14 protein-coding genes and 1 pseudogene are annotated in these 13,985 nt (G+C 32.9%); 4 read left to right on the top strand and 11 right to left on the bottom strand.

Annotation, left to right across the window (positions count from 1 at the left end; genetic code table 11):
• The 3 genes from V7056_RS01355 to V7056_RS01345 all read left to right on the top strand — a co-directional run.
• Positions 1 to 1,003 (top strand): phosphatidylglycerol lysyltransferase domain-containing protein (locus tag V7056_RS01355; RefSeq protein ID WP_499698591.1); only part of this gene is annotated, 1,003 nt, incomplete at its 5' end.
• A gap of 507 nt (positions 1,004 to 1,510) precedes the next feature.
• The gene (locus V7056_RS01350) at positions 1,511 to 1,960 is read left to right on the top strand and encodes a MarR family winged helix-turn-helix transcriptional regulator (RefSeq protein WP_499698590.1); all 450 of its coding nucleotides are present in this window, start codon (positions 1,511 to 1,513) and stop codon (positions 1,958 to 1,960) included.
• Between the two features lie 28 nt (positions 1,961 to 1,988).
• The gene (locus tag V7056_RS01345) at positions 1,989 to 2,408 is read left to right on the top strand and encodes an organic hydroperoxide resistance protein (protein WP_087999735.1); all 420 of its coding nucleotides are present in this window, start codon (positions 1,989 to 1,991) and stop codon (positions 2,406 to 2,408) included.
• Positions 2,409 to 2,467: 59 nt separating this feature from the next.
• Here the strand turns inward: V7056_RS01345 and V7056_RS01340 are convergent, their stop codons facing one another.
• From V7056_RS01340 to V7056_RS01320, 5 genes are all read right to left on the bottom strand, one after another.
• Complete coding sequence (locus V7056_RS01340; RefSeq protein WP_499698589.1) at positions 2,468 to 3,232, bottom strand: ABC transporter permease; 765 nt, start codon at positions 3,230 to 3,232, stop codon at positions 2,468 to 2,470.
• A gap of 14 nt (positions 3,233 to 3,246) precedes the next feature.
• A complete protein-coding gene (locus V7056_RS01335) occupies positions 3,247 to 3,969 on the bottom strand; it encodes a phosphate ABC transporter ATP-binding protein (protein WP_499698588.1) in 723 nt (240 codons plus the stop codon).
• Positions 3,970 to 4,034: 65 nt separating this feature from the next.
• The gene (locus V7056_RS01330; RefSeq protein WP_499698587.1) at positions 4,035 to 4,832 is read right to left on the bottom strand and encodes an ABC transporter ATP-binding protein; all 798 of its coding nucleotides are present in this window, start codon (positions 4,830 to 4,832) and stop codon (positions 4,035 to 4,037) included.
• 4 nt (positions 4,833 to 4,836) lie between these two features.
• Positions 4,837 to 5,889, bottom strand: a complete 1,053-nt coding sequence (locus tag V7056_RS01325) for a FecCD family ABC transporter permease (protein ID WP_499698585.1) — start codon at positions 5,887 to 5,889, stop codon at positions 4,837 to 4,839.
• The gene (locus tag V7056_RS01320) at positions 5,886 to 6,887 is read right to left on the bottom strand and encodes a FecCD family ABC transporter permease (RefSeq protein WP_499698583.1); all 1,002 of its coding nucleotides are present in this window, start codon (positions 6,885 to 6,887) and stop codon (positions 5,886 to 5,888) included. The genes V7056_RS01325 and V7056_RS01320 overlap by 4 nt, the downstream gene beginning before the upstream one ends.
• 137 nt (positions 6,888 to 7,024) lie before the next feature.
• On the opposite strand from V7056_RS01320, the gene V7056_RS01315 reads away from it, so the two are divergent.
• Positions 7,025 to 8,011 carry an ABC transporter substrate-binding protein gene (locus tag V7056_RS01315; RefSeq protein ID WP_499698580.1) on the top strand — a complete coding sequence of 329 codons (987 nt, stop codon included), beginning with the start codon at positions 7,025 to 7,027 and terminating at the stop codon, positions 8,009 to 8,011.
• A 257-nt stretch (positions 8,012 to 8,268) separates the two neighbouring features.
• Here V7056_RS01315 and V7056_RS01310 read toward each other — a convergent pair whose 3' ends face one another.
• The 6 genes and pseudogenes from V7056_RS01310 to V7056_RS01285 all read right to left on the bottom strand — a co-directional run bounded on the left by V7056_RS01310 (position 8,269) and on the right by V7056_RS01285 (position 13,745).
• Positions 8,269 to 8,799: a hypothetical protein gene (locus tag V7056_RS01310; RefSeq protein ID WP_499698578.1), complete on the bottom strand. Its 531-nt coding sequence runs from the start codon at positions 8,797 to 8,799 to the stop codon at positions 8,269 to 8,271.
• Between the two features lie 824 nt (positions 8,800 to 9,623).
• On the bottom strand, positions 9,624 to 10,100 hold the full coding sequence (locus V7056_RS01305; protein WP_499698577.1) for a hypothetical protein: 477 nt from the start codon (positions 10,098 to 10,100) through the stop codon (positions 9,624 to 9,626).
• A gap of 231 nt (positions 10,101 to 10,331) precedes the next feature.
• Complete coding sequence (locus V7056_RS01300; RefSeq protein WP_499698575.1) at positions 10,332 to 11,228, bottom strand: sensor histidine kinase; 897 nt, start codon at positions 11,226 to 11,228, stop codon at positions 10,332 to 10,334.
• 21 nt (positions 11,229 to 11,249) lie between these two features.
• Entirely contained in the window at positions 11,250 to 11,999 is a 750-nt protein-coding gene (locus V7056_RS01295) for an ABC transporter permease (protein ID WP_499698573.1), read from the bottom strand.
• Complete coding sequence (locus tag V7056_RS01290) at positions 11,992 to 12,915, bottom strand: ABC transporter ATP-binding protein (RefSeq protein WP_499698571.1); 924 nt, start codon at positions 12,913 to 12,915, stop codon at positions 11,992 to 11,994. Before V7056_RS01290 ends, V7056_RS01295 begins: the two co-directional genes overlap by 8 nt.
• Before the next feature lie 137 nt (positions 12,916 to 13,052).
• Positions 13,053 to 13,745: pseudogene (locus V7056_RS01285) on the bottom strand (response regulator transcription factor).
• Positions 13,746 to 13,985: the final 240 nt, after the last annotated feature.

Genomic DNA, 13,985 nt, shown 5'->3' with positions numbered 1-13,985 from the left:
AATTAAGCAATTTCAATTTATCAGTACCAAAAAAGAAGAAGGCAAAATTAGAGACCATTTGACTAAGTATGGTGGAAATGAATTATCTCATTTAGTATTTTTACATGATAAATATGTATATTGGGCTCAAGAAGATACTGTTTTATTTGTTTTCCAACCATATGCAGATAAGCTAGTTATTTTAGGAGATCCGATCGGAGAAACCGCCCGCGTTTATCCAGCTATTGAAGAATTATTAAATTGTGCTGACCGTTTTGGATACACCCTTGTTTTCTACCAAGTCAATTCAAACTCATTACCTTATTTACATGAAAATGGATTTGATTTCTTCAAACTAGGAGAAGAAGGTTTTACTGAAACAGCTACATTCAATCTTTCTGGTAAACGCAACAAAGGACTACGAGCACTTTATAATAAATTTGAGCGTGAACAATATAATTTTGAATTAGTAGAACCACCTTTTTCAGATGAATTACTAATGCAATTAAGAAAACTATCTACAGAATGGTTGAATGGACGTAAAGAAAAAGGGTTCTCTCTTGGCTATTTTTATGAAGATTATATTCAATTAGCTCCAGTTGCATTGATTAAGAACAGTGAAAACGAGCTAGTGGCATTTGCTTCAATCATGCCAAGTTATACAGATCAAACCATTTCGATTGATTTAATGCGACATACGAAAGATGCTCCAAAAGGCATAATGGATTATATGTTTGTGAACTTAATTGAGTGGTCCAAAAATAAGGATTTCACTTATTTTAATGTCGGTATGACTCCACTAGCAAATGTCGGATTATCCAAATATTCATTTACGAGTGAGAAAATAGCATCGCAAATTTATCAATATGGACAGTTTTTATATCATTTTCAAGGTTTAAGAAGTTTTAAAGAAAAATACGTTCATAAATGGACACCTAAGTTTCTTGCCTATCATAAGAAAACTTCTTTACCAATCACAATGCTACAAATTACATCACTTATATCTAGATCAAGAAAAAATTAAAGAAACAAGCTAGTTAATGAATACTACATTAGCTAGCTTGTTTTTTTCCTTTATTAAGATATTGATTCAAAATGAAGGTGTTCCAAATTTGGTATTGTAATGTTTTTTTCGTTATTTTCCAAAAAGCCTTTGTATTAAAGATTGTTGTTTAAGTCAGAATTTAAATATTACTCTTTTTTAGAAGTTGATTGGAACGGAAGGTTGCTCGACTCCTGTGGGAGTAGCGGGAAAGTTGAGACCCCACAGGAGGCCCACAGGAAGTGGGTCATGCATGCGTTACGACAGGACGTCGTGGTTTTAGCATGCCTTCCTATTTTTTCAAGAGGCTCAACTCACGCCCCACGGAAAGCGAGCATCCTGGAGTGGAAATCAACACTCTTCATTCTCAGACACAAAATACAATATACAAATAAAAGAATAAAACTTACTACTTGCAAAAAGAAATAATATCAATTATGATTGTGTCATATTAAATTGTGCACAATTAATATAAAGGATGTTGGGAAAATGAAAAAAGAAGAAATGTTATTACTTGAAAATCAGCTTTGTTTTTCTATTTATGCATGTTCACGTGAAATTACAAAGCTTTATCGTCCAATGCTTGATGAAATTGGCATTACTTATCCGCAATACTTAGTTATGTTGTCATTATGGGAAAATGACAAGCAAACTGTTAAAGATTTAGGTGATTCCCTGTTTTTAGATTCCGGTACACTAACGCCAATGTTAAAACGAATGGAGTCAACAGGATTGATCATGAGACAACGTGATTCAATCGATGAAAGAAAAGTTTTCATCTCATTAACTGAAGATGGAATGAAATTAAAAGAAGAAGCATATTGCATTCCCGAACAATTTTTTAAAGAAAGTAATGCCACTCAAGAAGAATTTTTATCACTGCTAAATCAAACGAAATCACTATTACAGAAAATCCATTCTGTAAATGAACATAAATAATAAATAGAAGAAAAAGGGAGAGATTATGATGGAACATTTATATACTGCAACAGCAACAGCTACTGGAGGACGAGATGGTAGAGTTATTTCATCTGACGAATTTGTTAACTTAGCACTTAAGCCACCAGTTGAATTAGGTGGACCTGGTGGCGCAACAAATCCTGAACAGCTTTTTGCTGCTGGTTATTCAGCTTGCTTTGACAGTGCGTTAAACTTAGTTGCACGTCAACAAAAAGTGAAATTAGAATCTACATCTGTAACTGCAAATGTAACAATTGGAAAAGATCCAGTTGATGGTGGGTTCAAATTAGCAACACAACTTGATGTAAAAGTGAAAGGTGTACCGACTGAAGTAGCAGTTGAATTAGTGAAAGCAGCTCATGGCGTTTGCCCATATTCAAAAGCAACTAAAGGTAATATGGAAGTACAACTAAGAGTAATCGGTTAATAAATGCAAAAAGAGCAGGATAAACTAGTTATATACCAGTTTTTACCTGCTCTTCTCTTTTATAGTTGTATATCCAATGCATCATCAGACGTGAAGAATTTCCTGTAGGATAATAATGTTGAACAAAATACACTGATTGCAATTGAACCAATTAAGATACATTCAATTAATAATTGATATTTAATGGCATAAAGCGGGCTGATCCCTGCAAAAATCATACCTGTCATTGAACCTGGTAATGTGACAATTCCAACCGTCTTAGCACGATCAATTGAAGGAATGAGAGCAGCTTTAATTGAGCTTTTAATAACTGAGTTTGAAGCTTGTTTTGTAGTTGCACCTAAACATAGTGCGGCTTCAATTTGATGTCTATTTGCTATGATTTCAGCTCTAAGCCTTGTTAATGCTAGGCTATTGGCATTCATCGAAGTACTAATAATCATACTTGAAATTGGAATAACATATTGTGCCTTTAATGCAATACTATTTGCCACCAAAACGACTCCTAGGGAGATGGTGACGCCTAATAATATACTGATAAACGAAATGAAAAATACTCCTTCTATTTGAAAGGACCTTTTACTAGAAGTATAAGCTCCAAATAGCGTCATGCAAAATAAAATCAAAATGACGACTAAAAAATGCTCTATACTCAGTACATATTCAAGGACATATCCCATAATCATTAACTGAATAACAGTCCGCACCGATGAAATACCCAACTCTTTTTCGACACCTAGCTTTTGATAATATGATAGTCCGATGGCAATGACTATTAATAAAAAAGTTAGTGAAACACCCGTAATTTGTAAATTACCTTCCATAACATACTCCTTCTTTAAGCGATTGTTGAAAGAAAGTTTTTACCAAATTCAGTACTTGGATTATCAAAGAATTCTTTTGTAGTACTTACTTCAACTAATCTTCCTTCAATTAACAACCCTACTCTATCGGCAATTTGTTGAACTAAATCCATATTATGTGTAACTAATATAATCGATTTTTGCTCTTCTCTTTTTACATCTAATAATAGTTGCTGAATATGTATTGTTGATTGCGGATCTAATGCTGATGTAATTTCATCGCATAATAATATGTTTGACTTCATCGCTAATGTTCTAGCAATTGAAACCCTTTGTTGTTGTCCAATTGAAAGTGATAAAGCATTACGTTCCAACAGATTTGGCTCAAGTCCTACTTTATCTAACAGATTTGAAGCTAAAACGATGCCATCTATTTTATGAATTTCACCACTAAATTGTAAACCTAATAAAATATTATCTTGAACCGATCCTTCAAGTAATGAAGGGCTTTGTAAGATCATCATTGCATTTTTTCGTAATTTTTGTGGTGAGAACGAGTAGATCGACTGTCCATTTAATAAAATCTCACCTTCCTTTATTTTTTGTAGTCGATTTAAAGTGCGTAGCAGCGTTGATTTTCCTGAACCAGAAGTGCCAATCACACAAAATATTTCTCCTTGGTTTATTTGAAAGGAAATATTTTTTAGTATTTGATTTCCATGAATATCCACACTTATGTTTTTAATATCATATACCACTTAAATCCCCCTTACATTAAACAAAAGGTGCCCTATTCAATGAAGGACACCTTTCGATTCACTTTTTAAAGTATTTTTCGACCTCGGCCATGTGGAATACAAAGTGGTGTTCCAAACAATGGATCTTTAACGATATCACAGTTCATACAAAAAACATCACAAATTAATTCCTGATTTATGATCTTCTCAGGGTCACCCTCGGCATATACTTCACCATTTGAGATCGCAACTACGTTATGAGCATATCTGCATGCTAAATTAATATCATGTAGAACCATAACAATTGTGCGTTTTTCTTTCTCATTTAATTCATATAATAAATCTAGTATTTCAATCTGATGCGTTAAATCAAGATAAGTAGTAGGTTCATCTAGTAAAATCGTGTCTGTATCTTGTGCTAAAGTCATAGCAATCCAAGCACGTTGACGTTGTCCTCCAGAAAGAGAATCTACAAACTGATCTTTTAAATCAAACATATTGGTCACTTTTAAAGCATGGTTTACTTTTTCTTCATCTTCTTTGGACCATTGCTTTAACCAAGTTTGATAAGGGTATCTTCCTTGTTTTACTAATTGAAAAACAGTTAATCCTTCAGGTGCTACAGGACTTTGAGGTAATATAGACAAATTACGTGCAACTTCTTTTGAAGGACGTTTACTGATTTCTTTTCCATCCAGTAAAATTGTTCCACTTTTTGGTTGAAGTAATCTAGCAAGTGATCGAAGCAATGTAGATTTCCCACATCCGTTCGCACCTATTAGTACTGTTATCTTCCCTTTTGGAACTTCGAAGTTTAGTTCATTTATAATCGTTTTATCATCATACGATAAGGTTAATTTATCAGTTACAATCGCATTAGTCATGCTATCACCTTTTTCCTGTTTTAAATAATAAATAAATAAAATATGGAGCACCAATTACAGCTGTAAATACTCCTGCTGGAATCTGAATTGGTAGAAATACGGTTCTTCCAATTGTATCTGCAACTAATACCATTACAGCGCCGATCATGCCGGATAAAGGAATTAAAACGCCATAAGATGCGCCTACAATTTTGCGGGCAATATGCGGTGCAATGAGACCAACAAAACCAATTGCACCTGCAAATGAAACAGCACCAGCTACTAAAGCTGTACTAATAAATAATAGGATTAGTCTGTTTTTCTCGACTTGCACCCCTAAACTAGTAGAAACATCGTCACCTAATTGCTGTGTATTTAAATTTCGAATAAATAAAAGAGCTAATAGAATAAATGCAATCGTCCAAAGTAATAAAATCTTTACTTGTTCCCAATTTGCACCGTAAACGCTACCTGTTAACCACATATTTGCCTCAGATGCTCTAAAAATTGGGCCAACAATCATAAAGAATGAAGTAATGGCCTGCGCAAGCGCTGAAAAACCTACACCTACTAAAACTAAACGTAAAGGTCTTAATTCCCCATTTTTATAGGCTAATCCATAAACAAAAATTAAACTTACGATTGCACCTATAAAAGCTGCAAGTGGTAACCACTTAATACTGACAGTTAATTGATTTGTACGATCATCACTAAAAATCGCTAAAAATAATACAACTGCTGCGCCTGCTCCACCTGTAATACCTAAAATATCTGGCGAAGCTAAAGGATTTCTTACTAAACCTTGAAGAATTGCCCCTGCAATTGCTAATGAAAGACCAGCTAACATTGCAATGACTATTCTAGGCATACGAAAAGCTTGAATAAATAATTCATCTATTTTTCTTCCTTCTCCAAAGAGCACGGAAAGAACTTTCGGAATTGAAATATATCGATCACCAAGCGTCAAACTAATTAAAAATGTACTAAATAATAGAATAAAAGTAATGAACAAAACGATTAATGAACGTTTATTAAGTAGATATGAAAAAAATCTATTACGTACTTTGAACATGTTCATTTAATCGTACCGCCTTTTCTTGCTAAATATATAAAGAATGGAGCTCCTATAACAGCAGTTGTAATACCAACTGGCGTTTCTTCTGGCATTAATACATAACGAGAAGCTATATCAGCTAATAATAATAAAATCGCCCCTACCACACCAGTGAAAGGAATCATCCATCGATAATCATTTTTGACAAACATTCTAACAATCTGTGGAACAATTATACCCACTAGACCAATTGGACCAGCGACACTTACGGCTCCACCAGCAAGCACGATCACTAAAACTACTAAAGTAATTTTCAACATCGCAGTATTCTGACCCAACGCTTTAGATAAGTCCTCACCTAGCATAAAAGTATTTATTTTACTACCAAGTGCAAGTGAAATAACCCACGCTACTATAATATATGGTAGAACCATTACTAATGAATCTAGTGAACGCCCTTGAACTGACCCAGCTAACCAAAATAATACTTGTTCTAAAGCTACCTCATTTGTAACAAGTAACCCTTGCGTTATTGAACTAAACATTGCAGCAATTGATACACCTGCTAATGTAATTTTTAAAGGCGTTGCGCCATCTTTTCCAAGTGAGCTTAACCCAAATACAAATAATGATGATAATGCTGCACCAATAAAAGACAACCAAATTGTCGCTGATACAGATTGTAAATTAAAAAAAGTAATGCTTAACACGATTAACATAGATGCACCAGCATTAATTCCAAGCACACTTGGAGATGCTAAAGGATTTTTTGTTAAGACCTGCATAAATAAACCGGCAATCGCAAGACTCGCACCAACTACAGATGCAATGATTGCTCTTGGTATTCTAACATTTTGTATAATCAATTGTTCATTCGATCCATTAAAATTGGTAAACGTATGAATTAAGTTTGTAAAACTAGTATCTGTATAACCTAGTAATATACTAGAAAAAAAGCAAACTACTAAAAATAAAATACAGGCAATTAAAACAATTAATCTTGACCTAAAATGAATAAGCATACGCTATCTCCTACTATATCTATTCTCTTTCCTTAGTCTAAATGATATAAATTATCAAGTCAATGAGAAGCGTTTTCAATTTGTTATTGACTCCACTAAAATAGTAATCTATAATACGATTTGTCGAGTAAATGAAAATGATTATCAACTATAAGGAGAGTATAAAGGTGAAAAAATTCAAATTTTCTTCAATGATTGCACTGTTAATTGCAGCTGTAATGGTATTAGGTGCATGTGGTTCAAAGAAAGATGAGAAAACATCTTCAAATGAAAGCAAAGCAAAAACAGTTACGATTGAACATGCAATGGGCAAAACAAAAATTCCAGCAGATCCGAAAAAAGTTGTTATTTTAACAAATGAAGGAACCGAAGCTTTATTAGCATTAGGTGTTAAACCTGTAGGTGCAGTTCAATCTTGGACAGGTAAGCCTTGGTATGATCATATTTCTAAAGATATGGATGGCGTAGAAGTAGTTGGTTTAGAAAGTGAAGTAAGTCTTGAAACAATCGCAGGCTTAGAGCCAGACTTAATTATTGGTAACAAAATGCGTCAAGAAAAAGTTTATGAGCAATTAAATGCGATCGCTCCAACTGTAATGGCTGAAACTCTTCGTGGAGATTGGCAAGAAAACTTTAAATTCTATGCAAAAGTATTAAATAAAGAAGCAGAAGGCAAAAAAATCTTAGATGATTATGCTAAACGTGTTGAAGAAGTTAAAACTACTTTAGGCGATAAAGTAAACAATGAAATTTCTATGGTTCGTTTCATGGGTGCAGATGTACGTATTTATCACTTAGATACATTCTCAGGTGTTGTTCTGAATCAATTAGGTTTTAAACGTCCAGAATCACAAAATGTAAACGACTTTGCTGAGCAAGGTGTTACGAAAGAAAGAATTCCAGCAATGGATGGAGATTATATTTTCTACTTTACTTATGATAATGGTACTGAATCAGGTGCTAAATTCGAAAAAGAATTTACAGAAGATCCTTTATTCAAAAAATTAAAAGCTTCTAAAAATGATCATGTAATCAAAGTTAGCGATGTAATTTGGAACACTGCTGGTGGTATCAAAGCTGCTTACTTAATGTTAGATGATATCGAGAAGACTTTTTCTAAATAAGTTCAGTTAAGAGGGTTAGCCTAGTTGGCTAATCCTTTTTTTATTTTAAAAAAGTTCCATCATTTATATACTTCAAACTGAATGAAAACTTTTATACATTCGAGACGTGAAGCCTGATAAGGAGCGGAGTTAACTTAAACGGTAATGAGCACCGGAAGCAGGCGATGCAATGAAGAAAGCGAGTGTTTAGTGGACAGCTTGAAAGGGTTAGCCTAGTGGCTAACCCTTTCTTATATAATAAAAAAATGGGGGCGATATTAGTTTGTAATCTTTGCTAAAAACTCTTTCTTTAATTCGATTGCTTTCACTAAATTCGTCTTAATTGCTTGAAGCGAATTAACAGATACATCATAATCTTTCTCTTTTAATTTTCCCTTAAATGTTTCCCAATTGCTTTTTCGATCTTCCCAAAGTTTTTTTACTTCAGTAGAATATGCTTTATGTTCATTTTTAAGGGTAGTTAATTTAGATTTAATGTCGTTTAACGCAACCTTCTTTTCTGCTTTTGTTTTATCTTTTGCAGATTGAATTAATTTTGCTTCTTTTTTAAGAGATTCTATTTTTAAATGATAAGCAGATTTTATTTGAGTATTTAATTGAGCTTTTTGTTCTCTTAAACTCTTAATTTCTGCTTGTAGGTCTTTCAATTGTTGAGGCTTTTGTACTTTTGTTTGTTTTTGTTTTGCTGCTACTGATACATTTGTAGATGGTTTCACTTCATCAGCATGAACTGCTGAAATCCCTAATGACATTGCAAACATAAATGGAACGATGACTCTTTTCTTCATATTAAACCTCCAAATTGTTTATACTATTATTCTTTCAAATGCGAGAGACTCATACATCGGTGCGTGTTTTATCCAAGCTTTTGTTTTTGCTTTCTTGTTGATGAATCAATTGGCAATTCTTGAAGTAATGTTCATAGGATAACTTGTTTGATAAGAATCCCTCATTTGAAAGATAGATAAGAAAAAAATAGCGATTTTAAAGTTTGTCTTGTTGTTTTACGTGTAGTTTATTCTTTTGATGTATGCTACTAATTTCTTATTCTAAAAGTAATATACTGTACTTTTGTCACAACTAAGTAACAACAATCTGAAGTTCTTGTTAACTATTCAATAAAAAAGACTCTTTTGGTGGAAGAGCTTTTTGTCTGGTGAAAGAAGTAGGTTGATTTCCGTTCCATGATGCTCGCTTTCCATGGGGCGTGAGTTGAGCCTCCTGAAAAAATAGGAAGGCATGCTAAAACCACGACGTCCTGTCGTAACGCATGCATGACCCACTTCCTGTGGGCCTCCTGTGGGGTCTCAACTTTCCCGCTACTCCCATAGGAGTCGAGCATCCTTCCACTTTAATCAACTTCTTATAGTACTTTCTTGATTAGTACATTTAAAGAAAAAAAATTTTAACAAATTAGCTTCTTTTCATTTTTGTAAAGAAGTATGTTGTTTTACACTTCAGGTGGTTTTACGTGGTGTGTAAGCTGAGCCTCCACGGCTTATGCCTGTGGGGTCTCAACTTTCCCACTACTCCCATAGGAGTCGAGCACCCTTCCGCTTCAATCAACTTCTTATAATACTTTCTTGATTAGTGCATTTAAAGAAAAGAAATTTTAACAATCATTTTCACATCTCTTTAAGTTTTCTTGAGACAATATTTCTGTTGCTTTTTTTATATTGGATACATTTAAAAATACAATGTCGTTTTCTCCTAGGTACATTGATTTGACTTGTACTTTACACCATAGGCTGCCGTAAAGTTGGTTAAATACCCCTGGAACTCCTGGTGGAATATTGAATAGCGCAATGATTGTTTCTTCTTTAAATGAAACATTAAATGAATTAAGTGTTTTTCTTACTACATTTAGGTCTTTATTGGCCTCAGTTTCTGTAGTGCCTGGTACGATTCTGACAAAGTTTTTTTTGTCGCGATTTTTTGTTGTAGTTAGGGCCAAAAGGTTTACAGAGTGTTTGGCAATATCATTTAAGATATTAGAAAGGGTTTGATCATTTGCGGTAAAAATAAATTGCGTTCTGTATTCAATTTCATATTTTAATTGTTGTGGATTACGATTATAAGAACGATTCATTTCGTGCACATCCTTATGTTTTGGTTTTATATTAAGATATGTCACAGATGAGTTATGGATTGGGTAAAAGAAATCTCGGTTACTATTAATATAGATGAGTACCTATAAAGTAAAATGATGCAGTTTTAACGTCCAGGTGTGATGGAGATGGGATTTCAGTAAGTAAACAAAAAAGAGCTTTCTTCATATGAAGTAGCTCTTTTACAAAAATAGTGTTCAATTCAGTTTCTATTAATATCTCCATTCACACTTCATACATAATTCGTTTTCTATTAACTCGGCCGTAATGCTGCCGTTCATTTTTTCCATTAGGCTTTTTGCAATCGGCAAGCCTAGTCCTGTACCTTTTCCGGTTCTTGTTTGGTCAGCTTTATAAAATCGGTCAAACATATGATTTAAATCATGCTGACTTAACTGATTAACTGAATTGGAAATTGAAAATTGAACAGAATGGTCGCACTTTTCTAGTTGAATTTTCACATTTCCGTTGTAGTGTCTAATGGCATTCAACAATAGGTTTTCAACAACGCGCTTGATGGCAGAAGGGTCTGCCAAAATATGTATTTCATTTTCAGGAATGATGATCACAGGCTCTATTTTCTTTTTATTAAACTCCTCGTAAAAAGCTAATAAAACTTCAGAAATTACATTATTTAATTTAACTTTCTCAATTTTTATTGGATATTCTAATTGATCAATAATTGAGAGTTCAAAAAAATCTTCAAGTAAAACTTTTAATCTTAGCGCACTATGTTTAACGATATTCGTATATTCTTTTCTCATTTCTGTTGGCAATTCATCAGACTCTAGAAACTGTATATAACCTAATATAGAAGTCATTGGAGTTCTTATATCGTGTGAAATGTAGGATATTGCTTGCTTTAATTCATTTTCAGATAAACGTTTCTCAGCTTGTGCTCTTTTCGTTAGATCAATTTGATGATTTATTTCTACAGCAAGCATTTCAATTTCATTTTCAAAATAGTTTAGGTCTATCTTTTTTTCAACCCTATTTTGGTTGATCTCTTTTAATTGTTTCCTAGTTCGTTTAATTTCCTTTTTTAGTAGAAAATAACGGGTGAGAACAATCAGTAATACAAGCATAACGAAAATCGTTACATATATCATTCACCTCACCCGCTTCCTTTCTTACTTGATTTCTTTTTTCCTAAAAATGAAACTTCCCAAAATACCTAAAACAATATAAGTTAAAATAGGTATAAGAATTAGTGTGGTGAATTCAGTATGATCTAATTGATCGAGCTTAAATATTTTCGGATATAGCATAAAAACTGTATGATCAATAATCGTTTTTAAGCTAGTTATTTTAGAACTAATAAAATCTAAAATAGAATTTACTAAAGCAAAAAACATAATAAGCAATCCGATTGTTTTTCCACTGTCCGTAAAAATCGTTGCGATAATTGCCATAATGGAAGCAAATGCAGCTGCATAGAGCGAAACTACACCAAATGCTTTCAATATGAATATCCAGTCCGTTGCTCCATTAAAATCAAAAAAGATATTAACTGATGTAGTCATAAAGATTGGTAAAATTAACATAATAAAGATGCTACCAATTGAAAACATGATTAATTTAGCAAAATAGATTCGTAATCTACTATTTCCTGATGAAACGATACTTTTCATCGTACCATTTGAATATTCACTCGTAATGAAGAATCCAGCAAAAATACATGGTATAAGCTTAACGATATCACTGTTAATACTTAAAACTTGGTATAAAAAGAATTCATTTAAACTTAATTTAGAAACCGCTTCGTTTGATTGCATCGTTAATGGATAGAGTACAGAGAAACTGATTAATATTAATGATAATGTCAGAAACGAACGATCTTTTTTTAATTTGTACCATTCAGTTTTCATCAGATTACCCACGATTTACACTCCCAATTCGAGACGTAAAATAAGCTTCCAAATCTTCACCCATCGGCATAAATTCTTCAATAATTAAGCCTTCTCCTGTTAGAGTTTTTGAAACATCTCGCGCTTGATCTACATAATCAAATAACTTAATCGAACCATCTGGTAATACTTCATAATTTCGTGTAGACAAGTTCCCCTCAATAACTGTTGCTGCTTTATTTGGATTATCAACTTTAATATGCAAAAAGTGTTTACATTTTTCATTTAATTCACTAGTGGATAACTCTTCTAATAGTTCACCCTCATGTATAATGCCATAGTGAGTTGCTAATAAATGCAGTTCACTTAAAATATGACTCGAAATTAATATGGTAATTCCATACTCTTGGTTTAGCTTTTTTAATAACTCGCGAATTTCTACTACACCCATTGGGTCTAGTCCATTAATCGGTTCGTCTAATATTAAAAATTCAGGATCACCTAGTAATGCGATCGCAAGACCAAGACGTTGTTTCATTCCTAATGAGAAATTTTTCGCTTCCTTTTTACCTGTATCTTGTAAACCAACTAAGTTGAGTGTTTTTTTGATACATTCTTTACCAGGAATTCCTTTCAGAAGTCTATGAGCTTCTAAATTTTCAGATGCACTTAAGTGGGGATATAAAGCTGGGCCTTCAATGATTGTTCCGACTCTTTTTCTTGCTTCAGTCAGTCCACTCTCATTACTTTCCCCAAATAATTCAAATGACCCTGAAGTTGGATATGCAAGGCCAGTGATGATTCGAATTAAGGTTGACTTTCCAGCACCATTTTGACCGATAAAACCATATATTGATCCCTTTTTAATTGATAAATTCACTTTATTAAGTGCCATTTTATTTTGATATTTTTTAGACAAATGATTGGTTTTTAGCACATACTCATTCAAAGTATTTCCTCCTTTGATTTCTTCTTACCTTGACTAAATAGAACGAAGATTTACTGATTCATTTATTTTTATCTTGATTATTTATAAGTATAAGAAGGAAACCATAAGAAAGTATTAAGTTAAATCTTAAGAAAACCTTAAGTTTTCAGTTTGTACCCCATTCCCCAAATCGTTTCAATATACTCTTCATTCGGATTTGCTTTTGAAAGCTTACTTCTTATATTACTCATATGAACATTAATCGTATTATCATCCCCATAGAATTCCTCATGCCAAACACTTTCAAATAAATTTGCTTTCGTAAAGACTTTCTTTGGTGAAGACATCAGTAGAAATAGAATTTCATATTCGAGGGCTGTAAATTTTAATTCCTAACCATTAAGGGTCACTTCTTTTGAATCAATATTCATCACAAGATTCTTATGACTGATTTGATTGCTTACTGGAACATCTGACTTACGTCTAATTCTTCTTAAGCAAGCATCAATTCTTGCAGAAACCTCTTCAATATCAAAGGGTTTTGTTATATAGTCATCCGCTCCAGACCTTAGGGCATCTATTTTAGTTTGTGTCTCAATCTTTGCAGAAATAATGATGACAGGGATTTCACTTTCTTTCCTTATCCTTTTCAGTAATTCCTCACCGGACAACCCAGGTAGCATTAAATCAAGTAGAATTAGATCCCACCTTTGATTTTCTAAATAAATTTGCGCCTCAGTCCCAGAGTATGCTGACTTAGGATGATAACCGTTTCTGCTAATAATATTACAAAGTAATTGATTGATATCTTCATCATCTTCAATGATTAAAATATTGATCACATCATTCATTTTTTTCATCCTCACAATTATCAATTCATTATAATATGGCATTGTCTATGTTTTGAATAGATGCAAATTGTTTACAATTTTCTTTTGTATTTTATTCCTTATTTACATTCAAATACAATCTCATTCACAAGCTCAACATTTTTCAATGATCCTTTAGTTCAACAATAACTAAATTAGCAGATAATTGTCCAACTAAATTAAAAACTTGGTATATTACTACATATAGAAAACCCCTAATGC

The sequence above is a fragment of the Bacillus sp. JJ664 genome, from assembly GCF_036962205.1.
Taxonomy (GTDB): domain Bacteria; phylum Bacillota; class Bacilli; order Bacillales; family Bacillaceae_G; genus Gottfriedia.
Note: the sequence above shows the minus strand (reverse complement) of the source record. Positions and strands in the feature narration are given on the sequence as shown.